The 25,281-nt window shown below is 73.5% G+C and carries 24 protein-coding genes; 14 read left to right on the top strand and 10 right to left on the bottom strand.

All coding sequences use genetic code 11. From position 1 onward, the window contains the following. Positions 1-101: 101 nt before the first annotated feature. Both POF43_RS08340 and POF43_RS08335 read right to left on the bottom strand, forming a co-directional pair. On the bottom strand, positions 102-728 hold the full coding sequence (locus tag POF43_RS08340) for a DUF6230 family protein (protein ID WP_271312769.1): 627 nt from the start codon (positions 726-728) through the stop codon (positions 102-104). Between the two features lie 692 nt (positions 729-1,420). Beyond that, complete coding sequence (locus POF43_RS08335; protein WP_271312768.1) at positions 1,421-2,380, bottom strand: tetratricopeptide repeat protein; 960 nt, start codon at positions 2,378-2,380, stop codon at positions 1,421-1,423. Between the two features lie 274 nt (positions 2,381-2,654). On the opposite strand from POF43_RS08335, the gene POF43_RS08330 reads away from it, so the two are divergent. Continuing rightward, positions 2,655-3,320, top strand: coding sequence for a TetR/AcrR family transcriptional regulator (locus POF43_RS08330; RefSeq protein ID WP_282704485.1), 666 nt, complete (start codon positions 2,655-2,657; stop codon positions 3,318-3,320). A gap of 577 nt (positions 3,321-3,897) precedes the next feature. On the opposite strand, the gene icmA is transcribed toward POF43_RS08330, so the two are convergent. From icmA to POF43_RS08305, 5 genes are all read right to left on the bottom strand, one after another. After that, entirely contained in the window at positions 3,898-5,598 is a 1,701-nt protein-coding gene (gene icmA / locus POF43_RS08325) for a coenzyme B12-dependent isobutyryl-CoA mutase large subunit (protein ID WP_271318258.1), read from the bottom strand. Between the two features lie 120 nt (positions 5,599-5,718). After that, on the bottom strand, positions 5,719-6,054 hold the full coding sequence (locus POF43_RS08320; protein WP_271318257.1) for a DUF3817 domain-containing protein: 336 nt from the start codon (positions 6,052-6,054) through the stop codon (positions 5,719-5,721). Positions 6,055-6,281: 227 nt separating this feature from the next. After that, entirely contained in the window at positions 6,282-6,791 is a 510-nt protein-coding gene (locus POF43_RS08315; protein ID WP_271317533.1) for a MarR family winged helix-turn-helix transcriptional regulator, read from the bottom strand. 146 nt (positions 6,792-6,937) lie between these two features. Beyond that, positions 6,938-7,234 (bottom strand): MTH1187 family thiamine-binding protein, encoded by a 297-nt coding sequence (locus POF43_RS08310; protein WP_271317534.1) that lies wholly within the window; start codon positions 7,232-7,234, stop codon positions 6,938-6,940. Continuing rightward, positions 7,231-7,581 carry a DUF3817 domain-containing protein gene (locus POF43_RS08305; protein WP_271317535.1) on the bottom strand — a complete coding sequence of 117 codons (351 nt, stop codon included), beginning with the start codon at positions 7,579-7,581 and terminating at the stop codon, positions 7,231-7,233. Before POF43_RS08305 ends, POF43_RS08310 begins: the two co-directional genes overlap by 4 nt. A 175-nt stretch (positions 7,582-7,756) precedes the next feature. On the opposite strand from POF43_RS08305, the gene POF43_RS08300 reads away from it, so the two are divergent. From POF43_RS08300 to POF43_RS08280, 5 genes are all read left to right on the top strand, one after another. Next, on the top strand, positions 7,757-8,539 hold the full coding sequence (locus POF43_RS08300; protein WP_271317536.1) for a DUF2127 domain-containing protein: 783 nt from the start codon (positions 7,757-7,759) through the stop codon (positions 8,537-8,539). Beyond that, complete coding sequence (locus POF43_RS08295) at positions 8,540-9,178, top strand: AIM24 family protein (protein WP_271317537.1); 639 nt, start codon at positions 8,540-8,542, stop codon at positions 9,176-9,178. Next, a complete protein-coding gene (locus tag POF43_RS08290) occupies positions 9,178-9,828 on the top strand; it encodes an AIM24 family protein (RefSeq protein ID WP_271323153.1) in 651 nt (216 codons plus the stop codon). The genes POF43_RS08295 and POF43_RS08290 overlap by 1 nt, the downstream gene beginning before the upstream one ends. A gap of 68 nt (positions 9,829-9,896) precedes the next feature. After that, positions 9,897-10,634: an AIM24 family protein gene (locus tag POF43_RS08285; protein ID WP_271323157.1), complete on the top strand. Its 738-nt coding sequence runs from the start codon at positions 9,897-9,899 to the stop codon at positions 10,632-10,634. Positions 10,635-10,668: 34 nt separating this feature from the next. Beyond that, positions 10,669-11,145 (top strand): MarR family winged helix-turn-helix transcriptional regulator, encoded by a 477-nt coding sequence (locus POF43_RS08280; protein ID WP_271323154.1) that lies wholly within the window; start codon positions 10,669-10,671, stop codon positions 11,143-11,145. 174 nt (positions 11,146-11,319) lie between these two features. Here POF43_RS08280 and meaB read toward each other — a convergent pair whose 3' ends face one another. Together meaB and POF43_RS08270 are read right to left on the bottom strand one after the other, a co-directional pair. Next, positions 11,320-12,276 carry a methylmalonyl Co-A mutase-associated GTPase MeaB gene (gene meaB / locus POF43_RS08275; protein ID WP_271323155.1) on the bottom strand — a complete coding sequence of 319 codons (957 nt, stop codon included), beginning with the start codon at positions 12,274-12,276 and terminating at the stop codon, positions 11,320-11,322. A gap of 74 nt (positions 12,277-12,350) precedes the next feature. Continuing rightward, positions 12,351-13,526 (bottom strand): acetyl-CoA C-acetyltransferase, encoded by a 1,176-nt coding sequence (locus POF43_RS08270; protein WP_271313707.1) that lies wholly within the window; start codon positions 13,524-13,526, stop codon positions 12,351-12,353. Positions 13,527-13,707: 181 nt separating this feature from the next. Between POF43_RS08270 and mce the strand changes: the two genes are divergently transcribed. The 8 genes from mce (at position 13,708) to POF43_RS08230 (ending at position 24,791) form a co-directional block, all read left to right on the top strand. Next, entirely contained in the window at positions 13,708-14,136 is a 429-nt protein-coding gene (mce, locus tag POF43_RS08265) for a methylmalonyl-CoA epimerase (RefSeq protein WP_271313702.1), read from the top strand. Between the two features lie 158 nt (positions 14,137-14,294). Continuing rightward, entirely contained in the window at positions 14,295-18,305 is a 4,011-nt protein-coding gene (gene scy / locus POF43_RS08260; protein WP_271323158.1) for a polarized growth protein Scy, read from the top strand. 102 nt (positions 18,306-18,407) lie between these two features. Further along, the gene (locus tag POF43_RS08255) at positions 18,408-19,343 is read left to right on the top strand and encodes a coiled-coil domain-containing protein (RefSeq protein WP_271313701.1); all 936 of its coding nucleotides are present in this window, start codon (positions 18,408-18,410) and stop codon (positions 19,341-19,343) included. Between the two features lie 111 nt (positions 19,344-19,454). Continuing rightward, positions 19,455-20,561 carry an ABC transporter ATP-binding protein gene (locus tag POF43_RS08250; protein ID WP_271323156.1) on the top strand — a complete coding sequence of 369 codons (1,107 nt, stop codon included), beginning with the start codon at positions 19,455-19,457 and terminating at the stop codon, positions 20,559-20,561. A gap of 2 nt (positions 20,562-20,563) precedes the next feature. After that, positions 20,564-21,334 carry an ABC transporter permease gene (locus POF43_RS08245; protein ID WP_372515900.1) on the top strand — a complete coding sequence of 257 codons (771 nt, stop codon included), beginning with the start codon at positions 20,564-20,566 and terminating at the stop codon, positions 21,332-21,334. Between the two features lie 200 nt (positions 21,335-21,534). After that, positions 21,535-22,329, top strand: a complete 795-nt coding sequence (locus POF43_RS08240; protein WP_282704484.1) for a hypothetical protein — start codon at positions 21,535-21,537, stop codon at positions 22,327-22,329. A gap of 193 nt (positions 22,330-22,522) precedes the next feature. Next, the gene (locus tag POF43_RS08235; RefSeq protein WP_282704483.1) at positions 22,523-23,851 is read left to right on the top strand and encodes an ABC transporter ATP-binding protein; all 1,329 of its coding nucleotides are present in this window, start codon (positions 22,523-22,525) and stop codon (positions 23,849-23,851) included. 1 nt (position 23,852) lies between these two features. Further along, positions 23,853-24,791 (top strand): ABC transporter permease, encoded by a 939-nt coding sequence (locus tag POF43_RS08230; RefSeq protein WP_271324826.1) that lies wholly within the window; start codon positions 23,853-23,855, stop codon positions 24,789-24,791. Positions 24,792-24,800: 9 nt separating this feature from the next. Here the strand turns inward: POF43_RS08230 and POF43_RS08225 are convergent, their stop codons facing one another. After that, positions 24,801-25,115, bottom strand: coding sequence for an Rv1322 family protein (locus tag POF43_RS08225; RefSeq protein ID WP_271313695.1), 315 nt, complete (start codon positions 25,113-25,115; stop codon positions 24,801-24,803). Positions 25,116-25,281 lie beyond the last annotated feature (166 nt).

Raw genomic sequence — 25,281 nt, 5'->3', positions numbered from 1 at the left:
AAAACAGCTCCCTGCGACCGGCGATCGGTGGTTCTCGTACTGGCTGGTCGGGTGAGGGACGGACGAGCCGCCCCTCACCTGGCCGACTAACCGCGGTTACCTCAGTAGCACTCGTGGTCGCCGGCACTGACGTGCATCGACAGACCGGAGAGCTGGAAGGTGCCCGCGCTGGTGGCCCACGCGGTCTGCTGCACGTTGGTCAGGTCGGCGGCGTCCGCCTCCTGCGCGAAGCTTCCCGGGTCGGCCATTTCCGGCTTGCCCTTCATCACGGCACCGTTGGGGTTGGCGTCCCCGGCCGCGATGCCGATGTTGATGTTGGTGAACGTGGCATCGGCGTTGAGCTGGTTCAGGTCGATGTAGAGGTCCTTGGCCTCCACAGGGGCCGAACCTCCACCGGCCTTGAGCACCATCGACACCTTGCCGACGAAAGGCACGTCGGGGATGACGACGGACTGGCACAGGTCGTTGATGGTCGCCGTCTTGAACGCCGAGACCGCGACGGGCACGCCGCCGTTGCCCTGCGCGTCGACAGCGCCGTACTGAAGGAACCCGGTGCCGTGCAGGTGGGACGCGGAGACCTTGAATTCCTGGCCGGAGACGCTGAACGAAGCCGCGAGCGCGCCTTGCGCCAGCGCCACGCCGATGGCGGCGGTCGCCGCGATGCTCGGCACCATGACGACGCCGAACCGCTTCCATCTCGTTCCGCCACGAGTCGGTTCTGACTCCATGACTGACTTTCCTCCTTCTCGGACGTACATCTCCGCCCGGACCCGAGAGATCCGGACTGGGATGGGAGAAGTGCTACGTCCTCGGGAAGGAGAGCGCCGGCCCGTCGGAGGAGCGCCGTCGCACGGTGGCGGACGGCAGTGTCCGAAGAATCGGCGATCACCCCCGAGCGACAACCACTGGCCACGCTCTCGCGCAACCTGCTGGACAGGCCCTGCCGGGTGAGGCAGGTACCCCCCTGTCCAAGGGCCGCGACGGTTGCCGCGCACCCTGCCCGGTGGGGACCCTTCCGCCATCGCGCCGACCGGATTGACGGACGATGTGAATGGACCGAGCGTGGCCGATCGTTGTCCATTCGCCGCCGCCGCACAAGGGGGCTCGTTACTAGTGAGTAACGGGAGGATGACCTCCGCGCGACCGATCAGCTTAGCGTGAACACGCAAAGTGCCCGCACGGCGGGCGACAAGTCACCACAAGACCAGTCATACCCGGACAGGCCCCGGGGTCGGCCTTACTGGGGGTAACCTCACCCCGTCGTCATCACGATTCGATAAAGCCGCTCGCCGGATGCGGAACCGGCCCTTCTGCCGCTGACCGGCCGCGTCCGACCGGTACCGGAGCGCACTCGCGGCGCCTTCGCCGCGCGCCGGGCGCGGTCGGGGCCCAAACCCCGGCCGCGCCCGGCGTCACACGGTCAGAACAGCACCCGGGCCAGCGCGCCGCGGGCGGCGGAGACCCGGGGGTCGTCGGAGCCGACGAGTTCGAAGAGCTCCAGCAACCGCACCCGGGCGCGGTCGCGCTCCTCCCCCGCGCTGCGGCGCACGGTGTCCACCAGGCGCCCGAAGGCGTCCTCCACATGACCGCCGGCCAGGTCGAGGTCGGCCGCCGAGATCTGCGCGTCCACGTCCGCCGGGTCGGCGGCCGCGGCCTGCCGGACGGCGGCCGGGTCCAGGTCGCGCACCCGCAGCAGCAGGTCGGCCTGCGCCAGCGCCAGCTTGGCCTCGGTGTCGCCCGGGTTGTCGTTCAGCACGTTCTGGTACGCCTGGATCGCGCCGGCGTAGTCGCCCTGGTCCAGCGCCTCGTGACCGGCGGCCAGCGCGGGGTCCATCGGCGGCTCCGCGGCGGCCTCCCGCGGCGGGGCCTCGCCGTCCACGGTCAGGCCGGTCAGGCCGAACCGCTCCTCGGCGACCGCGATCAACTGGTCGAAGACCTCGGCGATCTGCTCCTGCGGGGCCACGCCCTGGAAGAGCGGCATGGCCTGGCCGGCCACCACCGCGTAGACCGCCGGCACGCTCTGCACGCCGAACTGCCGCAGCAGTTCGAGGTTGGCGTCCACGTCGATCCGGGCCAGCGCCAGCCGGCCGCCGAGCGCCAGGACGGCCCGCTCCAGCACCGGGCTCAGCTCCGCGCACAACGGGGAGCGGTCGGTGTGGAAGTCGATGACGACCGGGACGATGTCGGACTGCGCGAGGACCTGTTGCTCGAAGGTCTCCTCGGTGACGTCGAACACCAGCTGGGAGGGCGCGACGGCGCCGGCGTCCCCGCGGGCGGCCTGTTCGCGCCGGGCCTGCTCGGCCTTCTGCTTGGCCTCACCGGCCGCCTTCACCGCGCCGAGGTCGACGACCCCGCTCATGGACATGTTCCGTGGCTGCATGGGTCAATCCTCCCCCCTCGGCGGGACAAGCGTGAACAGCCCCTCGATACCCCGCCGGAACGCGGGATATCCGGAATCGCTCAGCCGAGTCCTCACACTGTCACCGTGCCGCACCGGTCCCCACCGGTACGGACTGCTCCGTACGTGGTCATCGCTTTACGCTACGGGTCGTAGCGTAACTCCTGTCCGGCCGCCTCCCGACGGATGATCACCGTTTCTCCACCGGCCGCCGGACGTGATCTGGCTCACGTGTACCAGGGAGTAGGGTCCGGGCATGATGGCGAGAACGGGGCGTCCCCGCAGCGCGGAGGCCGACGCGGCCATCCTCGACGCCACCCGCGAGGCGCTGGTCGAGCAGGGCTGGGGCGGCCTGACCATGGCCGACGTGGCGGCCCGGGCCGGCGTCGCCAAGACCACGCTCTACCGGCGCTGGGCCAACCGCAACGAACTCGTGGTCGACGCGCTGGGCGCCCTGTTCGACGAGCTGCGGATGCCCGACCACGGCACGCTCGCCGCCGACATCGAGGACGTCGTCCTGCAGTTCGCCGCCCTGCTGGACCGCCCCGAGGTCCGCACCGCGCTGATGGCCGTCATCGCCGAGTCCAGCCACGACGAGGGCCTGCGCCGCCGGGTGCGCACCGCCATCGTCGACCGGCAGAAACGCCTGGTCGTCCTCGGCCGGCACCGCGCCCAGCGGCGCGGCGAGATCCCCCCCGACGACGGCACCGCCGCCACCCGCGCCCAGGTCGACCTGGTCTTCGACGTGGTCGCCGGCGCGGTGGTCCACCGCATCCTGGTCAGCGGCGAACGCGTCGACGCGGCCTGGGCGGCGGCCCTGTCGGGCCTGCTGCGGGAGGGCCTGGCTGGCGGGCGCGGGGGCCTGGGCGGCGGGCGCGAGGGCCTGGGCGGCGGGCGCGAGGGCCTGGGCGGCGGGCGCTGACGGTCCGGCGCGGGGGCCTGGGCGGCGAGCGCTGAGGCAGCGGGTGCGTGGGCGGCACAGCGGACGGCGGCGCCGAAACCGGTGCGGGGCGCCTGGCCGGCGGGCGTCGGCGGTCCAGCACCGGTGCGGGAGGGCCTGGTCGGCGGAGGTAGGCGGTCCGGCACCGGTGCGGGGCGCCTGGCCGGCGGGCGTCGGCGGTCCGGCACCGGTGCGGCGGGAACCCGGCCGCCAGCGGCACCCGCGCGGTGGTGGTCGACGCCTACGCACCCCGCGCCGGGCCCAGCCGGGGCGGTGCAGCCGGGGCGGTGGTGGCCGACGCCTACCCGCCCGCGCCGGGGGCCCGGGCGGGCGCGTCCGGGCCCCGGCGAGACGCCCCGGGGCGCACACGTCCGGGAGCGCCGGCCCGGCGCCCCGCGACCGTGCGGGGCGCCCGCACGCGGGGTCGCCGGCCGGCGCTCCGGCACCGTCGTCGTCGGCCGGCGCCCCGGCCGTGCGGGGCGCCCGCATGCGGGGGCACCCGCCCGCGCTCCGGCACCGTCGTCGGCCGGCGCCCCGCTGCCGCGCGGGAGGCGGTCGGTCAGAAGCGGGCCGGTTCGGTGTAGCCGCCCCATTCGTCGCGCAGCACGCCGCAGATCTCGCCGAGGGTGGCCTCCGCGCGGACGGCGTCGAGCATCGGCGCGATCATGTTGCCGCCGTCGCGGGCGGCGGCCAGCATCGCGGTGAGGGCGGTGCCGACGGCCGCGTCGTCGCGTTCGGCCTTGCGGGCGGCGAGCACCGCGACCTGGTCGCGCTCGACCTCGTGGCTGACCCGCAGGATCTCCAGGTCGCCGGTGACCGAACCGGTCAGGCAGTTCACCCCGACGACGCGCTTGTCGCCCTTCTCCACCGACCGCTGGTAGCGGAACGCGGACTCCGCGGTCTCGCCGGTGAAGTAGCCGTCCTCGATGCCGCGCAGGATGCCGGAGGTCATCGGGCCGATCGCGTGCTCACCGGTGGGGACGGCCCGCTCGCCCAGCTCCTTGATCCGGTCGAAGATCTTCTCCGCGTCCGCCTCGATGCGGTCGGTCAGCGCCTCGACGAACCACGAACCGCCCAGCGGGTCGGCCACGTTGGCGACGCCGGTCTCCTCCATCAGCACCTGCTGGGTGCGCAGCGCGATCTCGGCGGCCTGCTCGCTGGGCAGCGCCAGCGTCTCGTCGAGGGCGTTGGTGTGCAGGGAGTTGGTGCCGCCCAGCACCGCGGCCAGCGCCTCGACGGCGGTGCGCACCACGTTGTTGTACGGCTGCTGCGCGGTCAGCGAGACCCCGGCGGTCTGGGTGTGGAACCGCAGCCACTGCGCCTTGTCGGAGGTGGCGCCGTAGACGTCGCGCATCCAGCGGGCCCAGATGCGGCGGGCGGCGCGGAACTTGGCGATCTCCTCGAAGAAGTCGACGTGCGCGTCGAAGAAGAACGACAGGCCGGGCGCGAAGGAGTTGACGTCCATGCCGCGCGACAGGCCCAGCTCCACGTAGCCGAAGCCGTCGGCCAGCGTGTACGCCAGCTCCTGCGCGGCGGTCGCCCCGGCCTCGCGGATGTGGTAGCCGGAGACCGACAGCGGCTTGTACGCCTTGATGCCGCTGTCGCAGTACTCCATGAGGTCGCCGATCAGGCGCAGGTGCGGCTCGGGGGCGAAGAGCCACTCCTTCTGGGCGATGTACTCCTTGAAGATGTCGGTCTGGAGCGTGCCGTTGAGCACCGACGGGTCGACGCCCTGGCGCTCGGCGGCCACCAGGTACATGCAGAAGACCGGGACGGCCGGGCCGGAGATCGTCATCGAGGTGGTGACGTCGCCGAGCGGGATGTCCCGGAAGAGGACCTCCATGTCGGCGGCCGAGTCGATGGCGACGCCGCAGTGGCCGACCTCGCCGAGCGAGCGCGGGTCGTCGGAGTCGCGGCCCATCAGCGTGGGCATGTCGAACGCGACCGACAGTCCGCCGCCGCCGTTGGCGAGGATCATCTTGTAGCGCTCGTTGGTCTGCTCGGCGTTGCCGAAGCCGGCGAACTGGCGGATGGTCCAGGTCCGGCCCCGGTAGCCGGTCGGGTGCAGGCCACGGGTGAACGGGTACTCGCCCGGCCAGCCGATCCGGTCGAAGCCCGGCACCGCGGCGCCGGCCGGCGGCCCGTAGACCGGGTCGACCGGGTCCCCCGAAAGGGTGGTGAAGTCGGCGTCGCGCTTGGCGGCCTTGTCGTACCGGGCCTGCCAGCGCTGGCGGCCCTCTTCGATGCCTTCGGCGTCCATCCCCCCAATTTACTTGGACGTCCAAGTAAATGTCGACGCCGGGGGGGTGCGGGACCCGCCGTCCGCCGCGGAGGCCGGGCGCCCGGCGTGTCGCGCGGCGCCGGGCGGGCCCGCGGCGGATCAGGCGTTGACCGGCTCGCCGTACGCCCTGACCAGCGGCTCCAGCTCCTGGGTCACCTTGCGCTCGACGAAGAACGCGGCGGTGGGCACGGTGCCGGCCAGCAGAATCCACAGCAGCCGGCCGAAGTGCATCTTGGCCTTGCTGCCCATGTCGAAGGCGCACACCAGGTAGATCACGTAGAGCCAGCCGTGGGCGGTGCCCAGGATGGCGACGGCGATCTCGGCGCCGTGCAGGTGCATGGCGTACTGCGCGATGCAGGCCAGCGTCAGAAGGATCAAAAAGACACCGGTGACATATGCCATCACGCGGTACCGGGTCAGGACACTCCGCTTCATGGCTCACGAGCGTAACCGGCTCCCCCGCACCGCCACGCGCCGCCCCCTGGTCCGCGGCACGCGTCCGGGTGGGCGGGCCGGGCCGGGGTCGCGGGCGGCGGCGCCACGGGATCACGCACCGGTGCGGTGGTGGCGCGGGATACGCACCGACGCAGGCGGTACCGCTGGCTCACGCCCGGCACGGCGGCGCCACGGGATCGCGCGCCGGTGCGGCCGGCGCCGCGGGATCACGTGCCGCCGAAGTCCCCGGCGGCTATCCGCAGCGGGCGCAGCAGGGCGAAGATCTCCGCGCACTCCTCGGCGTCGTACGCGCCCAGGCCGAAGTCGGCGGCGACCAGGTCGGCGGTGGCCGCCTCGACGACCTCACGGCCGCGCCCGGTGATGGCGGCGAGCGTGCCGCGGCCGTCGTTGGGGTTGGGGCGCTTGTCGACCAGGCCGGCCCGCACCAGCCGGTCGACGGTGTTGGTGACCGACGTGGGGTGCACCATCAGGCGTTCGCCGATCTTCGACATCGGCAGGGCCCCGGTCTGGCTGAAGGTGAGCAGCACCAGGGCCTCGTACCGCGCGAACGTCAGCCCGTACGGCTTGACGAGGGCGTCGACCTGGCCGAGCAGGATCTGCTGGGCCCGCATGATCGAGGTGATGGCCCCCATCGACGGCACCGAGCCCCAGCGTGCCCGCCACAACTCGTCGGCGCGCGCGATGGGATCGAAGGCAAGGCTGAGCGGCTTGGGCACGCCCCGACCCTACCCGCCGGCCCCGTGCGGGCACCGGCCGTCCGCGATACGGACCCGCGGCACCGGCCGGCGCGGCGGCGGGCGTACCGCGGCCGGCGGGCGTACCACGGCCGGCACGCGCGTCGCGGACGCCGGCGGCGGGGAGGTCAGGCGCCGCCGAGGTGGCGTTCGATGGTCGCCACCTTGCTGGTGAGGCCGTCGGTGACGCCGGGGCGGATGTCGGCCTTGAGCACCAGGGAGACGCGCGGGGCGCGGGCCTCGACGGCGGCGACGGCGCGGCGCACCACGTCCATCACCTCCGCCCACTCGCCCTCGACGGAGGTGAACATCGCGTCGGTGCGGTGCGGCAGGCCGGACTCGCGCACCACCCGGACCGCCTCGGCCACCAGGGCGCCGACGTCCTCGCCGACGCCGATGGGGGTGACGGAGAAGGCGACGATCACGCGCCCACCACGCTGTCGACGGCCGGGTCGGCGGCGGCGACCGGGGTGGCGGCGGCCTCGGCGCGCAGCTTGCGGTCGCCGAAGAAGCCGCCGGTGGGCAGCACCGCGAACAGCACGAACAGCGCGACCCGCTTGCCGTTCCACTTGGCCTTGTTCCACACGTCGGCCAGCAGCACCAGGTAGATCACGAACAGCACGCCGTGCAGCATGCCGAGCGGCATCAGCAGGTTGACGCTGGAGATCCGGCTGAGCAGCGAGCCGAAGATCAGCAGCACGAGGAAGGAGACGGCCTCGGCGACCGAGATGATGCGCATCCGGCGCAGGGCGGCGGCGGTCTTGACGTCCACAGGGGCCTCATTCGCAAGGGTCAACGGGAAACGCCGGCGCGACCGGGCCTTGTGAACCGGTGCACAAGCGCGCCCATTGTCGCAGTCCCGTTGCGACCGGGCCGAACGGGGTGGCGCTGTCGGTGCTCGCCATTAGCATCGTCGCGGACGGTGATCGCGACCCACGGGGGACGACGTGAAGATCGACTGGAACCGTCGGGCCTGCGCCCGGCGCGGGCACGCGACGTACGCGCCCGACGAACCGCACCTGCGCGAGCGGCTGGAGGCCGCGACCGCGCTGGGCGAGGCGTGGCGCTGCCTGCGCTGCGGCGACTTCGTGCTGGGGGCGCCGGGCGGCTCGGGGCCGGCCACCGAGGCGCCCGAGGTGCCGCGCGGCCGGGCGCTGCGCGACCTGCTGATCCTGCGGGTGCTGTCGGTGGAGCGGGTGCTGCGCGGGCTGTTCATCGTGCTGGCCGCGGTCGCGGTGTGGAAGTTCAGCAACTCCCAGGACGCGGTGCGCGACCTGTTCGAGAAGGACCTGACGTTCTTCCGGCCGGTTGCGGTGCACTTCCACTACGACGTGGACCACTCCCCGGTGGTCGACACCATACGCAAGACGTTCACCTACAAGCGCTCCACGCTGCTGGAGGTGGCCGCCGCGCTGCTGGCGTACGCGCTGATCGAGCTGGTCGAGGGCGTCGGGCTGTGGATGGCCAAGCGCTGGGCGGAGTACCTGACGGTGGTGGCGACCGCCGCGTTCCTGCCGCTGGAGGTCTACGAGCTGACCGAGAAGATCAGCGGGCTGAAGATCGGCACGCTGGCGCTGAACGTGGTGGCGGTGGTCTACATCCTGCTGGCCAAGCGGCTGTTCGGGCTGCGCGGCGGGGCGGACGCCTTCGAGCAGGAGCGGCGGGGCGACGCGCTGCTGGAGGTCGAGCGGGCCGCCGGTCCGGCGCGCGACAGGGATGCGGTGGTGTAGTTGGCGCTCTTCCGGCTCCAGGGCAGCAGGGTGCTGGCCGTGGACCTCACCGACGACGCGGTCAAGGCCAGGAACGGCTCGATGGTCGCGTACACCGGCAAGATGACGTTCAAGCGGCTGACCGGCGGCGGCGAGGGGCTGCGCGGCCTGGTCACCCGGCGGGTGACCGGCGAGAGCATGACGGTGATGGAGGTCAAGGGCTTCGGCACCTGCTTCTTCGCCGAGTCCGCTGCCGAGATCAACCTGGTGCGGCTCGACGGGGAGAAGCTGTACGTCGAGGCGAGCAACCTGCTGTGCACCGAGGCGACACTGCGCACCGGCACCTCCTTCACCGGGCTGCGCGGCGCGAGCGAGGGCCACGGGCTGTTCACCACCACGGTGGAGGGCAGCGGGCAGGCGGCGCTGACCTCGGCGGGGCCGGCCGTGGTGCTGCGGGTGACACCGCAGACGCCGCTGTCGGTCGACCCGGGCGCCTACGTCGCCCACACCGGGAACCTGCGCCAGCACTTCCAGTCGGGCGTCAACTGGCGCACCTTCGCGGGCGAGGCGTCCGGGGAGGCGTTCCAGATCCGGTTCGAGGGCGACGGGCTGGTCTACGTGCAGCCGAGCGAACGCGTCACGGTGGGGGGCCAGATCTGATGGCCTTCACGCAGTTGACGTCGAAGATGGTGCGGGCCGACGTGGCGCCGGGGCAGGTGGTGTTCAGCCAGCGCGGCGCGATGCTGGCGTACACCGGGCAGGTGACGTTCACCCCCAGCATCACCGGCGGCCAGGGCGGTCTGGGGTCGATGCTGGGCCGCCGGATCGCGCACGAGGCGGTGCCGCTGATGACGGTGGAGGGCCACGGCGCGGTGATGTTCGGGCACGGCGGCCACCACGCGCACGTCGTCGACCTGAGCGGTGAGACGCTGTACGTGGAGTCCGACCGGCTGCTGGCGTTCGAGGGCTCACTGGAGCAGGGCACGATGTTCATGGGGTCGCAGGGCGGTGTGATGGGCGTCATCCGCGGCCAGGTCACCGGGCAGGGGCTGTTCACCACCACGCTAACCGGGTACGGCTCGGTGGCGGTGCTGGCGCACGGCGGGGTCTTCGAACTGCCGGTGACCCCGCAGGCCGCGGTGCACGTCGACCCGCAGGCGTACGTGGCGCACCGCGGGGACCTGCGCAACCGGCTGTCCACGGCGGTCGGCTGGCGGGAGATGGTCGGCCGGGGCAGCGGGGAGTCCTTCCAGCTGGAGCTGTCCGGCAGTGGCACGGTCTACGTGCAGGCGTCGGAGGAGAAGCTGTGAGCCAGGGTTTCGGACCGCCGCCGCCGGGTTTCGGGCCGCCGCAGTACCCGCCGGGGGCCGGCGGCCCGGTGGTCCACGACGCCCACACCCTGCCGGCCGACGACAACGTCAACCCGTACACGTTCAGCGTGCACCTGGACGGCCAGTGGTTCCTCCAGCGCGGCAAGATGATCGCGTACTACGGGCAGATCGACTTCCACGGGCTCGGTCACGGGCCGCTGGACCGGCTGGTGGCGAGCAGTTTCCACTCGCCGCTGCACGCCGCGCAGTGGGTGGTGGCGCAGGGCCGGGGGCGGATGCTGCTGGCGGACCGGGCGTTCGACATCAACTCCTACGACCTCGACCAGGGCAACCTGACGATCCGGTCGGGGAACCTGCTGGCGTTCTCGCCGGGGCTGGCGCTCAAGCAGTCGATCATCCCCGGGTTCCTCACGCTGATCGGCACCGGGAAGTTCGTGGCCGCCTCCAACGGCGCCGTGGTCTTCGTCGAACCGCCGATCCGGGTCGATCCGCAGGCGCTGGTCGGCTGGGCGGACTGCCCGTCGCCGTGCCACCACTACGACCACTCCTACCTGCGCGGGGTGCTGGGCGGGGTGCGGATGCTGACCGGTCTTGGCGGGCTGTCGGGCGAGGAGCACCAGTTCGAGTTCGCCGGTGCGGGGCAGGTGCTGCTCCAGTCCAGCGAGACGCTGATGGACGGCATCGACACCGGCAGCGTCCCGTGGGAGCCGGGGATGCCGGGTGGTCCCGAGGGGATGGCCGGGGGCGGCAGGGGGCCGGGCGGTCGCGGCCCGCTTCCCTTTTAATACATCTTTCAACTCAATTGGATAGGCTTCAGTTATGGAGACCGAGAACGGGGCCCGCTGGCTCAACGCCGGTGAACAGGCCGCCTGGCGCAGCCACCTTGAGGTGTCGAAGCTGCTGACCTACCAGCTCGAACGCGAACTCCAGCCGTTCGGTCTGACGTTCAACGACTACGAGATCCTGGTCAACCTCTCCGAGGCCGAGGACCGCCAGATGCGGATGAGCGACCTGGCCCGCGCCACGCTCCAGTCCAAGAGCCGCCTGTCGCACCAGATCACCCGCATGGAGAACGCCGGGCTGGTCAAGCGGCAGGACTGCGCCTCGGACCGCCGCGGGCTGTTCGCGGTGCTGACCGACCACGGCTGGCAGACCATGACCAAGGTCGCCCCGCACCACGTCGCCGCGGTCCGCGAGCACTTCATCGATCTGCTCTCGCCCGCCGACCTCACCACGCTGCACCACGCGTTCGAACCGGTCGCCGAGCACCTGCGCACGGCACGCGGCCGGGTCTGACCCCGGCCCGGCGGGCGCGGTACGCGGCCGGGTCCTGAGGTCGCCCGCCGGACGCGTCGCTTCCAGGCCCGCCCGGCGGGCGCGGTACGTACCGCCGGACGGCCCGGCCCGCCCGGTGTCAGGGCCGGCTGGGCGGGCGCCGCGCGCGGCGGGCGGGCCGGGGCCGGGCCCGGGTCACGCCGAGGTCAGGCCGGCGATCAGCTCGTCCGCCGCGCTGTACGGGTCGGACGTGCCGCGCACCACGCTGTCGGCCAGCGCGTCGAGCCGCTGGTCGCCGCTGAGGTCGCCGATGCGCTGCCGCAGCGCGGTCAGCGCGATGTTCTCGATCTCCTGGGCCGCCCGGCGCCGGCGGCGGTCCGCCAGCACGCCGTGCTCCTCCATCCAGGCGCGGTGCTTCTCCAGCGCCTCGACGACCTCCTCGATGCCCTCACCGCGGGCGGCCACCGTCTTGACGATGGGCGGGCGCCAGTCGGACGGACCGCGGGACTCCCCCAGGCCCAGCATGTGGTTCAGCTCGCGGGCGGTGGCGTCGGCGCCGTCACGGTCGGCCTTGTTGACCACGTAGACGTCGCCGATCTCCAGGATGCCGGCCTTCGCCGCCTGGATGCCGTCGCCCATGCCGGGGGCCAGCAGCACGACGGAGGTGTCGGCCTGCGCGGCGATCTCCACCTCGGACTGGCCGACGCCGACCGTCTCGACCAGCACCACCTCGCAGCCGGCCGCGTCCAGCACCCGGATGGCCTGCGGCGCGGCCCAGGCGAGCCCGCCGAGGTGGCCGCGGGTGGCCATGGAGCGGATGTAGACGCCCGGGTCGGAGGTGTGCTCGCCCATCCGCACCCGGTCGCCGAGCAGCGCGCCGCCGGAGAACGGCGACGAGGGGTCGACGGCCAGCACCCCGACCCGCTTGCCGCGCTTGCGGTACGCGGTCACCAGCGCCGAGGTGGAGGTCGACTTGCCGACCCCGGGCGAGCCGGTCAGGCCCACCACGTAGGCGCCGCCGGTCAGCGGGGCGAGGGTGGCCATCACCTCGCGCAGTTGCGGGGAGGCGCCCTCCACCAGCGAAATCAGCCGGGCGACCGACCGGGGACGGCCGGCCCGCGCCTGCTCGACCAGGGTGGCGACATCCGCCATCGGGGGTGACTCCTTCAGTGGTTGCGGTCTGCCGGGGACGCCGGACCCGGGCGACCGGGTCCGGCGGGCCGGACCTACTTGCCGGGGACCCGGATGATCAGGGCGTCGCCCTGGCCGCCGCCGCCGCACAGCGCCGCCGCGCCGGTGCCGCCGCCGCGCCGCTGGAGCTCCAGGGCCAGGTGCAGCACGATCCGGGCGCCGGACATGCCGATGGGGTGGCCCAGCGCGATGGCGCCACCGTTGACGTTCACCTTTTCGGAGGAAATTCCGAGGTCCTTCATTGACTGCACGGCGACCGCGGCGAACGCCTCGTTGATCTCGACCAGGTCCAGGTCGTCCACCGACAGCCCGGCCTTGGACAGCGCGTGGTTGATGGCGTTGGACGGCTGGGAGTGCAGCGAGTTGTCCGGGCCCGCCACGTTGCCGTGCGCGCCGATCTCGGCGATCCACTCCAGGCCGAGGGCCTCGGCGCGCTCCTTGCTCATCACCACGACGGCGGCGGCGCCGTCGGAGATCTGCGAGGAGGTGCCGGCGGTGATGGTGCCGTCCTTGCTGAACGCCGGGCGCAGCTTGCCCAGCGACTCGGTGGTGGTCCCGGCGCGGATGCCCTCGTCCTGGGTGACGACGACCGGGTCGCCCTTGCGCTGCGGGACGGTCACCGCGGTGATCTCCGCGTCGAAGACCCCGTTCTTCTGCGCGGCGGCGGCCCGCTGGTGCGACAGCGCGGCGACCTCGTCCTGCGGGGCGCGGCCGATGCCCAGGCGGGCGTTGTGCTTCTCGGTGGACTCGCCCATCGCGATGTTCTCGAAGGCGTCGGTCAGGCCGTCGTGCGCCATGGCGTCGAGCATCTCGATCGCGCCGTACTTGAAGCCCTCACGGGACTTCGGCAGCAGGTGCGGGGCGTTGGTCATCGACTCCTGGCCGCCGGCCACCACGATGTCGAACTCGCCGGCCCGGATGAGCTGGTCGGCCAGCGCGATGGCGTCCAGCCCGGACAGGCAGACCTTGTTGACGGTCAGCGCCGGGACGTTCATCGGGATGCCGGCGTTGACCGCGGCCTGCCGGGCGGGGATCTGGCCGGCGCCCGCCTGGAGCACCTGGCCCATGATGACGTACTCGACCTGTCCGGCGCCGACGCCGGCCCGCTCCAGGGCGGCCTTGATGGCGAAGCCGCCGAGCTCGGCGCCGCTGAAGGAGCGCAGCGAGCCGAGCAGTCTCCCCATCGGCGTGCGGGCACCGGCGACGATCACGGACGTTCGGGCCTGGTTGGTCATGTCGCGCCCCTTTGCACGGAGGGTTGGTCAACGAACCGGAACGGAGGTTAACGAGGGTTAAGCCCCAATGTACTGAGCGGTACGGCTCGGTCATAGGGGGCGCGGTGTGACGGCGCGCACGTTGCGTGACCACCCGTGCGAGCGATGGACTAGGGGGATGCTGACTCGAATCGACCACATCGGGATCGCCTGTTTCGACCTCGACGCCACCGTCGAGTTCTACCGTGCCACCTATGGCTTCGAGGTGTTCCACACCGAGGTCAACGAGGAGCAGGGCGTGCGCGAGGCGATGCTCAAGATCAACGAGACCTCCGACGGGGGCGCCTCCTACCTCCAGTTGCTGGAGTCGGTGCGCGAGGACTCCGCGGTGGGGAAATGGCTGGCCAAGAACGGTGAGGGCGTGCACCACATCGCGTTCGGCACCGCGGACGTCGACACCGACTCGGCCGGCATCCGCGACAAGGGCGTACGGGTGCTCTACGACGCACCGCGCACCGGATCGATGGGTTCGCGGATCACCTTCCTGCACCCGAAGGACTGCCACGGAGTGCTCACCGAGCTCGTCACCTCGGCGTCGGAGCACTGACCGGGACCCCGCCCTCCCCGGTACTGTGTCTCCCAGGGTCCGGGGGGACGGCCCGGACTGCGGTGAAAATCTGACACCATTCCCCGGAATGGCTATGTTCACCGGAGGGCTCACCCGGTTGGCGGGTGAGCAGTCCAGGAGACGGATGGGACCGCGGAGTGCGGGGCTACGACCGCTACGAGGCTGACGACCACCTCTCTCAGTTCGAAGCCGAGATGGAGCGGCTGCGGACCGAGCGGGAAAAGGCTGTCGACCACGCAGACGATCTCGGCTACCAGGTCGAGGTGTTGCGCGCCAAGTTGCACGAGGCGCGGCGCCAGCTTGCCCAGCCGCGCGGCTACGACAACCTCAGCGCCCAGGCCGAGCAGCTGCTGCGCAACGCGCAGTTGCAGGCCGACCAGTTGCGCGCCGACGCCGAGCGCGAGCTGCGCGAGACGCGGGCCAGCACCCAGCGGCTGCTCCAGGAGCAGGCCGAGCGCCAGTCCCAGCTGGAGTCGGAGTGGCACGCCGAGGCGGTCGCCCGGCGCCGGCGGCTGGACGAGGAGCTGTCGGAGCGCCGGGCCACCGTCGAGACGCACGTCAACGAGAACGTCTCGTGGGCCGAGCAGCTCAGGGCCCGCAGCGAGGCGCAGGCCCGCCGTTTGATGGACGAGTCGCGGGCGGAGTCCGAGGCGGCGCTGTCCGCGGCCCGCGCCGAGGCCGCCCGGGTCGCCGAACAGGCCCGCGAGCGGCTGGAGTCGGCCGCCGCCGAGGCCCGCGCCGAGGCCGAGGCGATCCTGCGGCGGGCGCGCACCGACGCCGAGCGGCTGCTGACCGCGGCGTCCAACCAGGCCCAGGAGGCCACCGACCACGCCGAGAGCCTGCGCAGCGCCTCGCGTTCGGAGTCGGAGGACACCCGCCGCGAGGCCGCCGAGCTGGCCCGTACCGCGGAGTCGGCGATGGCGGAGGCGGACACCGCGCTGCGGCAGGCCCGCGCCGAGGCCGACAAGCTGAGCGCGGAGGCGGAGAAGACCGCGGCCAAGCTGCTGTCGGACGCGGAGTCGTCCGCCGAGCAGCGCACCAGGACCGCGCGCACCGAGATCGCCCGGCTGGTCGCCGAGGCGACCAAGGAGGCCGAGGCGATCCGGGCCGACGCCGAGCAGCAGCGCGACGACACCCGTGCGGCGGCCGACCGGCTGCTGGCGGAGGCGCAGGAGGCGGCCCGCAGCGCGGCGGCCGAGGACGCGGCGGCGCAGCTGGCGAAGGCGGCGCGCAGCGCGGAAGAGGTGCTGGCCAAGGCGTCGCAAGACGCCCGGACGGCGACGAAGGCCGCGGCCGAGGAGGCCGAGCGGATCCGCAAGGAGGCCGAGGCCGAGGTCGAGCGGCTGCGCGCCCAGGCGGAGGACGCGGCCGAGCAGCTCAAGGGCGCGGCCAAGGACGACACCAAGGAGTACCGGGCCCGCACGGTCGAGCTCCAGGAGGAGGCCCGCCGGCTGCGCGGCGAGGCGGAGCAGCTGCGCGCCGAGGCGGTCGCCGAGGGCGAGCGGATCCGCGGCGAGGCGCGGCGCGAGGCGTTGCAGCAGATCGAGGAGGCGGCCTCCACCGCCGAGGAGCTGCTGACCAAGGCCCGCTCGGACGCCGACGAGGTGCGGCAGGGCGCCGGCACCGAGGCCGACCGGGTGCGCACCGAGGCCACCGAGCGGGCGGCGACGCTGCGCCGGCAGGCCGAGGAGGCGCTGGAGCAGGCGCGGACCGAGGCGGCTGCGCTGCGGGCCGAGGTGGAGGCCGAGGTGGCGGCCGCCCGCGAGCAGGCCGGCGAGGAGGCCCGTGCCGCCCGCGAGGAGGGCGAGCAGGCCGGCCGGCAGTTGCGCGAGGAGGCCCGCGAGGACCTCGACCGGCAGCGCAGCGAGCTGAGCCGCAAGCTGTCGGAGGCCGACGAGGCGCTGCGGGCGGCCGGCGACGAGGCGGCCGGGCTGCGCCGGGAGGCCGCCGAGGAGGCGGAACGCATCCGGGCGGAGGCGGCCGAGCGGCTGCGTTCGCTGCTGTCGGAGGCGGACAGCGAGGCGGAGCGGCTGCGCGGTCTGGCGGCGGCCGACGCGTCGGCGGCCCGGGCCGAGGGCGAGGCGGTCGCGGGCCGGCTGCGCGAGGAGGCGGCGGCCGAGGCGGAGCAGTGGCGCACCGAGGCGCGCGAGACCGCGGACCGGTTGCGGGCCGAGGCGACGGCCGCGGCGGAGCGCACCGGGACGGAGGCGGCCGAGGCGCTGGCGTCGGCGCGCGACGAGGCGGCCCGCCGCCGCCGCGAGGCGCAGGAGCTGCTGGACGGCGCCCGCCGGGAGGCAGAGCAGGAACGCGGTCAGGCCCGCGAGCAGAGCGAGGAGTTGCTGGCGTCGGCCCGCCGCCGGGTCGAGGAGGCCGGGGTCGAGGCGGACCGGCTGGTCGCCGAGGCGGAGGGCCGGGCGGCGGAGCTGGTGGCGGCGGCCGAGCAGAGCGCGCAGCAGGTGCGGGACGCGGTCGCCGGGATGCGCGCGCAGGCCGAGGAGGAGATCGCCGCTCTGCGGTCGGCGGCCGAGCACGCGGCGACCCGGTTGCGGACCGAGGCGCGCGAGGCGGCCGACCGGCTGCACGAGGACGCCAACGCCGACCGGGAGCGCGCCCACGCGGACGCCGCCCGGGTGCGCGAGGCGGCGGCGGAGGAGTCCGAGCTGGCCAAGGCGCTGGCGGAACGGACCATGGCGGACGCGATCGCCGAGTCCGACCGGTTGCGCGACGAGGTGCGCGAGGAGGCCAACCGCCGGCGCACCGAGGCCGCGCAGCAGGCCGACGAGCTGCTGGCCGGCGCGGTGGCCGAGGCGGAGCGGCTGGCGGTGGACTCCGAGAGCCGGGTGGCGATGGCCTCGGCCGAGGCGTCCCGGCTGACCGGTGAGGCCGAGCAGATCCGCACCGCGGCGCGTGAGCAGGCGGAGGCGGCCCGCGCGGAGGTGGACCGGATCACCACGGCGGCCACCGACGAGGCGGGCCGGACCCGGGAGGAGGCCCGCGAGGAGGCCAACCGCAAGCGGGCGGAGGCCGCGCAGCAGGCCGACGAGCTGCTGGCCGGGGTCACCACCGAGGCGGACCGGATCGCCACCAAGGCGCAGGAGGCGCTGGACAAGGCGCGGCTGGAGGCCGACCGGCGGCGCTCGGAGGCGGCGCAGCAGGCGGACGAGCTGCTGGCCGGCGCGGTCACCGAGGCGGACCGGCTGGCGGCCGAGGCGCAGGTGGCGCTGGACGAGGCGCGCGAGACGGCGAACCGCCGGCGGGCCGAGGCCGCGCAGCAGGCCGACGAGCTGATCGGCGAGGCGGTCTCCGAGGCGGACCGGATCACCACCGAGGCGCAGGCCGCGGCGGACCGGCTGACCGGCGAGGCCCGGGCCGAGGCGACCCGCAGCGCGACGGCGGCCGAGGAGCAGGCGGACGCGATGGTCGCGGCGGCCAGGTCCGAGGCGGACCGGCTGGTGGAGGACGCACGCAATCAGGCCAATTCCCTGGTGGAGAAGTCCCGTTCCGACGCCGACACGATGCTGTCGGAGGCGCGGGCGGACGCCACGTCGACCCGGGAGCGCAGCGAGGAGCTGCGGGCGCGGGTCGAGGGGGAGATCGAGGCGTTGCACGAGCGGGCCCGTAAGGAGTCCGCGGAGGCGATGAAGACCGCGGGCGAACGCTGTGACAAGTTGGTGGCCGCCGCCACCGAGCAACTGCGGGAGGCGGAGGAGAAGGCGCGTAAGATGGTCGCCGATGCCGAGAAGGCGGCCGCCACGTCGCGGTCCGACGCCTCGACGGAGGCGGACAAGATCCGTATCTCCGCCGTGAAGAAGGCCGAGGGTCTCCTGAAGGAGGCCGGTCAGCGGAAGGCCGAAGCGGACCGGACAGCGGATCGGGTGGTGGGCGAGGCGCGGGCGGAAGCCAAGCGTGTCGTGGACGAGGCGCGTCGTGAACTCGACGTCCTCAAGCGCCGTCGCGAGGACATCAACGCCGAAATCTCCCGCGTACAGGACGTGTTGGAAGCACTCGAATCGTTTGACCCGTCGGGTGGCATCGGTGGTAAGAAGTCAGGAGACCGCCGGGACGGACCGGGTGGGGTGAAGGCGGGCGCCGGAGCGGGAACCACTCGTACGAGTGGCAAGCGATCCGAAGACGCACCACCCGATTGAGTTGACAATCTTCAGATGTAACGGACATTGACTCGATGACTCACCGTCCGCCCGCCTAGGATTCCCCCTATCACCTCACCGCCCTGAATTGACAGGAACCCCATGAGCGACACCTCATCCCCCTTCGGCTTCGAGCTCGTGCGGCGTGGTTACGACCGCGGCCAGGTGGACGACCGCATCACCAAGCTCGTCGCCGACCGTGACAGCGCTCTCGCGCGGATCACCGCGCTGGAGAAGCGCATCGAGGAACTGCACCTCGAAACGCAGAACGCCCAGGCGGCGATCAACGACGCCGAGCCGTCCTACGCAGGTCTCGGCGCCCGCGTCGAGAAGATCCTGCGGCTGGCCGAGGAGGAGGCGAAGGACCTGCGCGAGGAGGCCCGCCGCGCCTCCGAGCAGCACCGTGAGCTGGCCGAGGGAGCCGCCAACCAGGTCCGCGCCGACGCCGAGTCGTTCGCCGCCGAGCGCAAGGCGAAGGCCGAGGACGAGGGCGCGCGGATCGTCGACAAGGCCAAGGGCGAGGCGACCCAGCTGCGTTCGGACGCCAACAAGGACGCGGCCGCCAAGCGTGAGGAGGCGGACGCCCTCTTCGAGGAGACCCGCGCCAAGGCCGCCCAGGCCGCCGCGGACTTCGAGACCAACCTGGCCAAGCGCCGCGAGCAGTCCGAGCGCGACCTGGCGTCGCGTCAGGCCAAGGCGGAAAAGCGCCTGGCGGAGATCGAGCACCGCGCCGAGCAGCTGCGTCTGGAGGCGGAGAAGCTGCGCACCGACGCCGAGCGCCGCGCCCGCCAGACGGTGGAGACCGCCCAGCGCCAGGCCGAGGACATCGTCGCCGACGCGAACGCCAAGGCCGACCGGATCCGCAGCGAGTCCGAGCGCGAGCTGGCGGCGCTCACCAACCGCCGCGACAGCATCAACGCGCAGCTGACCAACGTCCGCGAGATGCTGGCCACGCTGACCGGTGCCGCGGTGGCGGCCGTCGGCAACACCGACGACGAGCCGATCTCGCGCGGCGTCCCGGCCCAGCAGAGCCGCTGACGCCCCGCCGGATCACCGGCCCGGCACGACCGCACGCCAAGGCCCCCCACGTCTCCACGAGTGGGGGGCCTTGCCGTGCGCGGGATGGGGTAGTCGCCTAGCGTGAACGGTGTGATCGAGCTCCAGGGGCTGACCAAACGTTTCGGCGACAAGGTGGCGGTGGACGACCTCACGTTCACCGTGCGGCCCGGTATCGTCACCGGCTTCCTCGGCCCCAACGGCTCGGGGAAGTCCACCACGATGCGGATGATGCTGGGTCTGGACCACCCGACGGCCGGCCGGGTGACGATCGACGGGCAGCACTACGGGCGGCTGCGCGAACCGCTGAAGGACATCGGCGCGCTGCTGGACGCCAAGGCGGTGCACGGCGGCCGGACCGCGTACCACCACCTGCTGAGCCTGGCGCAGTCCAACCGCATCCCCACCTCCCGGGTGGGCGAGGTGCTGGAGGCCGTGGGGCTGGCGTCGGTGGCCCGCAAGCGGCCGAAGGGCTTCTCGCTCGGCATGGGCCAGCGGCTGGGCATCGCCGCCGCGCTGCTGGGCGATCCGCGCATCCTGATGTTCGACGAGCCGGTCAACGGGCTCGACCCGGAGGGCATCCACTGGATCCGCAACCTGATGAAGTCGCTGGCCGCCGAGGGCCGCACGGTCTTCGTCTCCAGCCACCTGATGAGCGAGATGGCGCTGACCGCCGAGCACCTGGTCGTCATCGGCCAGGGCAAACTGCTGGCGGACACCTCGATGGCCCGGTTCATCGCGGACAACTCCCGGTCGTTCGTACGGCTGCGCACCCCGATGCCGGAACGGCTGCGCGACGTGCTGGCGGCGGCCGGGATCACCGCGCGGACCGCCGCCGACGGCAGTTTCGAGGTCGACGGCACCGAGGCGGCCGTGCTGGGCGACCTGGCGGCCCGCGAACGGGTCACGCTGCACGAACTGAGCCCGCAGCACGCCTCGCTGGAGGAGGCGTTCATGCAGCTGACGGCCGGCACGGTGGAGTACCACTCGCTGGACGGCGCCCCGGGCGCCGCCGCACCGCCCCACGCCGACGGCGCGCCGCCACCACCGCCGCCGGCCGCGGAGCAGGCGTGGGGCGCGCAGTGGCGCGCCGGCGGCCGGACGCGCGGGGGTTCCGGCAGCGGCAGCGGTGGTCCCGGTGCGGGCGGCGGCAGCGGCGACAGCGGTGGTTCCGGTGCGGACGGCGGGGGGACGCGATGACGATGGCTACGGCACCGGCGGTCATGCGGTCGGAGTGGACCAAGGTGCGGTCGGTGCGTTCCACCGGGTGGACGCTGGGCCTGGCGGTGGTCATCACCGTGGGCCTGGGCCTGCTCATCTCCTGGCTGTCGGCGCGCAACTTCCACAGCATGTCCCCCGGCGACCAGGTCACGTTCGACCCGACGTACGTCAGCTTCGCCGGGATGGGCCTCGGTCAGCTGCTGATGATCGTCTTCGGGGTGCTGGTGGTCTCCAACGAGTACAGCACCGGGATGATCCGTACCTCGCTGGCCGCGGTGCCGCAGCGCGGGATGTTCCTGTTCGCCAAGATCGCGGTGGCCACCGCCCTGGTGTTCGTGGTCGGCATGGTCACCTCGTTCGTCACGTTCTTCGTCGGCCAGGCGGCGCTCGGCGACCACGGCGCGGACCTCGGCGACCCGGGCGTGCTGCGGGCGGTGTTCGGCGGCGCGCTGTACCTGACGCTGATCGCGATGTTCGCCATGGGGTGTGCGGCGATGCTGCGCGGGCCGCTGCTGTCGCTGGCGATCCTGATGCCGTTCTTCTTCCTGATCTCCAACATCCTCAACAACGTCTCCGCCACCCAGAAGGTCGCCCGCTACCTGCCCGACCAGGCGGGACAGCGGATCATGATGGTGATCGGCGACGGCGGCGGCCGCCCCTACGGACCGTGGACCGGCCTGGCCATCATGGCCGCCTGGGTCGCCGCGGCCCTGCTCGGCGGCTACGTCATGGTCAAGCGGAGGGACGCGTGACGGCAGCCGCCGACCGGGACGGTGACGGGCCGGCGGGGTCCGGGGGCGCGGGGTCCGGGGGCGCGGGGTCCGGGGGCGCGGGCGGTGAGCGGGGCGGCGGTGCCGGACCCGGGAGCGGTCAGCGGGGCGGCAACGACCGCGGTGCCCGGGCGAGCGACAGCGCCCGCGGCCGGTATCGGGACGCGGACAGCGGTAAGGCGGTGACCGGGCTGGCCGCGCTCGGGCTGGACGGCGTGCCGTTGCTGGATCCGCTGAGCTATCCGGGCCGCCCGGTGCCGTGGCCGGCGCTGCTGCGCGGCGACCAGTTGCTGGCGCTGCGCCCGCCGGACGGCGGACCCGCCGCGGTGGGCCGCTGGACGGCCGCCGACGGCACCGCGCTGGACGCCCTGCTGGCCGGCGACGGGCGGCCCGGCACCGGGGAGCGGGTGCCGGTGCTGGCGGTGGGGTCGAACGCCTCGCCCGGCCAGACCCGGCACAAGCTGCTGTCGGCCGGGGTCGCGGTGGTCGTGCCGATGGTGCCGGCCACCGTCGAGGGGCTGGGCGTCGGGGTGTCGGCCCACGTCAGCGCGTCGGGTTACGTGGGCGCCGCGCCGTACGCCGGGCCGGGGACCGCCCGGGTGGTGGTGACCTGGCTGGACGCGGAGCAGCTGGCGGTGGTGGACGCCACCGAGCCGAACTACCGGCGGGTGCGGCTGCCCGCCGCCGACTTCCCCGTCACGCTGCCGGACGGCACCGTGCCACCGTGGTGCGACCTGTACGTCAACCGGCACGGGGTCCTCGCCCCGGACGGCGTCCCGCTGCCCGCCACCGGCCAGCGCGACCTGCTGCGCGACCTGCTCGCCCGCTCCGCCCGGTTGCGCGACCTGCTCGGCCCCGACCCGCGCGCCTGGGTGACCCGGGCCGCCGCCGACCCCGCGGTGCGCACGGCCGCCGCCCGCGCCTTCACGGCGGACGGCTGGCTGCTGCGCCAGCCGGAGCTGATGACGCGGAGCTGACGCCGGGGCGGCCGGGGCGGGGCGCGGTGCCGCCGCCCGCCGGGACCGGCAACTGACGCCGGGTCAGCAGTGACGTTACGCCACCGGTGGGGCCGGAGCCGTTCGGCGGGAACCATGCCGGCGCCGGTAGCCTCCTATGCCTTACGGGGGCGCGCTGCCCCAGCCATTCACCGGCCATTCCGAGAGGCGGAGCATGATCGAGGCACGTGGCCTCACGAAGCACTACGGGGACAAGACCGCCGTGCACGACTTGTCGTTCCAGGTGCGCCCCGGAGTCGTGACCGGTTTCCTGGGGCCGAACGGTTCCGGCAAGTCGACGACGATGCGGATGATCCTCGGCCTGGACACGCCGTCGGCCGGCGAGGTGACGGTCAGCGGCCGGCCGTACCGCCAGCTGCCGAACGCGCCGCGGCACGTGGGCGCGCTGCTGGACGCCAAGGCGGTGCACGGCGGGCGCAGCGCGCGGCAGCACCTGATGTGCCTGGCGCAGCTGGCCGGGGTGCCGGCCCGCCGGGTCGACGACGTGCTCGGCATGGTGGGGCTGCGGGAGGTGGCCGGGAAGCGGTCGAAGAACTTCTCCCTCGGCATGGGCCAGCGGCTCGGTATCGCCGCCGCGCTGCTGGGCGACCCGCAGGTGCTGCTGTTCGACGAGCCGGTCAACGGCCTGGACCCCGAGGGCATCCACTGGGTGCGCAACCTCATGCGGGGCCTGGCCTCCGAGGGCCGCACGGTCTTCGTCTCCAGCCACCTGATGAGCGAGATGGCGCTGACCGCCGACCACCTCATCGTCATCGGGCGCGGCCAGCTGATGGCGGACCTGAGCGTGCGGGAGTTCATCGCGCGCAACTCCACCGCCTACGCCCTGGTCCGCACCCCGGCCGAGGACGGCGCCGCGCAGAAGCTGACCGCGGCGCTCGGCGAGGCGGGCGGCCAGGTCGCCGGCGGTCCGGACGGCGCGCTGCGGGTCACCGGCCTGGAACTCCCCCGGATCAGCGACATCGCGCACGCCGCGGACGTCCGGCTGTGGGAGCTGTCGCCGCACAGCGCGTCGCTGGAGGAGGCGTACATGCGCCTGACGCAGGGCGCGGTGGACTACCGCTCCACGCAGGACCCGCGCGGCGGCCCGGCGCAGCCGCAGCCGTACGGCGGCGCGCCCGTCGCGGGGGGCGGGCCGGTACCGGCCGGTGCCCCGTTCGCCCCGCCGAACCCGTACGCCGGCCCGCCGGCCCCGGCGCACAACCCGTACGCCGCCCCGAACCCGGCCCCGAACCCGGCCCCGAACCCGTACGCGGTGCCGCAGCCCGCGCAGCAGCCCGCGCCGCAGCCGGTCGCCGCCATGCCGCCGCAGCCGGTGTCACCGCCGGCAGCGCAGCAGGTCGCCGCCGTACCGGCGCAGGCCGCCGACCCGCAGACGCAGACGCCACCGCAGACCCCGCCGCGGCCGGAGGCGCCCGGGGCGCCGGCGGCTGCCGCCGGGGCGCGGCCGACCGCCGAAAAGCCGACCGACGCCGAGGACGCGTGAGATGACGACCCCTTACCAGGCACCGACCGCCCCCTGGCCGGACGGCGCGGGCCCCGGCGGCTACACCTCGCCGATCCCGGTGACCCCCACCGGGCTCGGCAACGCGCTGCGCTCGGAGTGGACCAAGATCCGCACGGTGCGTTCGACGATGTGGACGCTGGGCGTCCTGCTCGTGCTGGTGATCGGCATCGGTCTGCTGGTCGCCGGTGTGATGAGCGGCACCAGTGACCTGTCCCCGCAACCCGCGCTGTCCGCCGGGTTCTTCGGCGTGCTGCTGGGCTCGTTGTGCGTCATCACGCTCGGCGTGCTGGTGGTGACCTCGGAGTACGGCACCGGCATGATGCGCACCACGCTGACCGCGTGCCCGTCGCGGTCGCGGATGCTGACGGCGAAGGCGCTGGTCTTCTGCGCGGTGGCGTTCGTGACGACGACGGTGGCCGCCGCGGTCGTCGCGCTCGCCGACTCCGCGCTGCTCACCGGCGGGAACGGCGCCGGCGCCGTTCCGGCCCCGCCGATGTGCGCCACGCCGGGCGCGCAGCAGGTCTCCTGCGGGCACGGGCAGGCCCTGGGCGGGATGCTGGCGCCGACCACCGACCAGTGGCTGCGCGCCACCGTCGGCATCGGCCTCTACGTGGCGCTGCTCGGGCTGCTGTCGCTGGCTGTCGGCACCATGCTGCGGCACTCGGCCGGCGCGATCACCACGATGCTGGGCCTGGTGCTCCTGCCGCTGATCCTCGCGCTGTTCATGGCCGGCAACAGCCTGGAACCGGTCCGCAACGCCCTCATCGAGTACTGCGTGCCGAACGGCATCGCCACGCTGTACGACAATGCGTTCATGTCCACCGGTCCCCAGGGCTGGGACCCTCTATGGATCCTCCTGGCGGTCACCGCGGTCGCCCTCGGCGGCGCGTACGCGGTGCTCGACAAGCGGGACGTGTAGCGGGGGCCGTCAGTACCTCGGGGCGTTACGGGACCGCTGCGTGCGAGGTGCGCGGCGGTCCCGCGCGTTCCAGCAGGCGCGGTGCCAGTGGCGGCGGTCGTTGACGCCGTGGTGCTCGGGCCAGGCGACCACGTGGCCGACGCCGGGCGGGATCTCCTGGTCGCAGCCGGGGCACCGGTACGTCTTGCCGGCGCTGCCGGCCACCGGGCGCATGACCCACTCCTCGTCCTGCCAGGTCTCGGAGCGCTCCAGGCCGTGCCGGTCGTCGTCGTTCCGTTCCGGTGAAGTCGCCGCCCGGTGAGGGCGGTTGCGGCGTGGGGACACGGGAACCTCACGGGCGGGGGTCGAGGCTGGGCGCTGTCCAGCGTACGCGGCACGCGGCGCGGTCGGCCAACCCCCGGCCGGCCGTACGACCGGCCCCGGACCGCGCCCCGGGGCGGCGCCGAACCGTCCAGTCATTACGTCTGAAGATCACCTGGTCTGAGAAATC

Origin of the sequence: Streptantibioticus silvisoli (assembly GCF_027947535.2) — a bacterium.
In the GTDB taxonomy this organism is placed as follows: Bacteria; Actinomycetota; Actinomycetes; order Streptomycetales; family Streptomycetaceae; genus Streptantibioticus_C; species Streptantibioticus_C silvisoli.
The sequence above is the reverse complement of the archived record's forward strand: the minus strand, read 5'-3'. Positions and strand labels throughout refer to the sequence as shown.

What these genes read in the sequence shown, in the direction of transcription:
- POF43_RS08235 (WP_282704483.1), top strand. Translation starts at nt 22,523, where the DNA reads ATGATCGAGGCACGTGGCCTCACGAAGCACTACGGGGACAAGACCGCC.
- POF43_RS08340 (WP_271312769.1), bottom strand. Translation starts at nt 728, where the DNA reads ATGGAGTCAGAACCGACTCGTGGCGGAACGAGATGGAAGCGGTTCGGC.
- POF43_RS08335 (WP_271312768.1), bottom strand. Translation starts at nt 2,380, where the DNA reads ATGCAGCCACGGAACATGTCCATGAGCGGGGTCGTCGACCTCGGCGCG.
- mce (WP_271313702.1), top strand. Translation starts at nt 13,708, where the DNA reads ATGCTGACTCGAATCGACCACATCGGGATCGCCTGTTTCGACCTCGAC.
- POF43_RS08330 (WP_282704485.1), top strand. Translation starts at nt 2,655, where the DNA reads ATGATGGCGAGAACGGGGCGTCCCCGCAGCGCGGAGGCCGACGCGGCC.
- POF43_RS08245 (WP_372515900.1), top strand. Translation starts at nt 20,564, where the DNA reads ATGGCTACGGCACCGGCGGTCATGCGGTCGGAGTGGACCAAGGTGCGG.
- meaB (WP_271323155.1), bottom strand. Translation starts at nt 12,276, where the DNA reads ATGGCGGATGTCGCCACCCTGGTCGAGCAGGCGCGGGCCGGCCGTCCC.
- POF43_RS08280 (WP_271323154.1), top strand. Translation starts at nt 10,669, where the DNA reads ATGGAGACCGAGAACGGGGCCCGCTGGCTCAACGCCGGTGAACAGGCC.
- POF43_RS08255 (WP_271313701.1), top strand. Translation starts at nt 18,408, where the DNA reads ATGAGCGACACCTCATCCCCCTTCGGCTTCGAGCTCGTGCGGCGTGGT.
- POF43_RS08320 (WP_271318257.1), bottom strand. Translation starts at nt 6,054, where the DNA reads ATGAAGCGGAGTGTCCTGACCCGGTACCGCGTGATGGCATATGTCACC.
- icmA (WP_271318258.1), bottom strand. Translation starts at nt 5,598, where the DNA reads ATGGACGCCGAAGGCATCGAAGAGGGCCGCCAGCGCTGGCAGGCCCGG.
- POF43_RS08290 (WP_271323153.1), top strand. Translation starts at nt 9,178, where the DNA reads ATGGCCTTCACGCAGTTGACGTCGAAGATGGTGCGGGCCGACGTGGCG.
- POF43_RS08230 (WP_271324826.1), top strand. Translation starts at nt 23,853, where the DNA reads ATGACGACCCCTTACCAGGCACCGACCGCCCCCTGGCCGGACGGCGCG.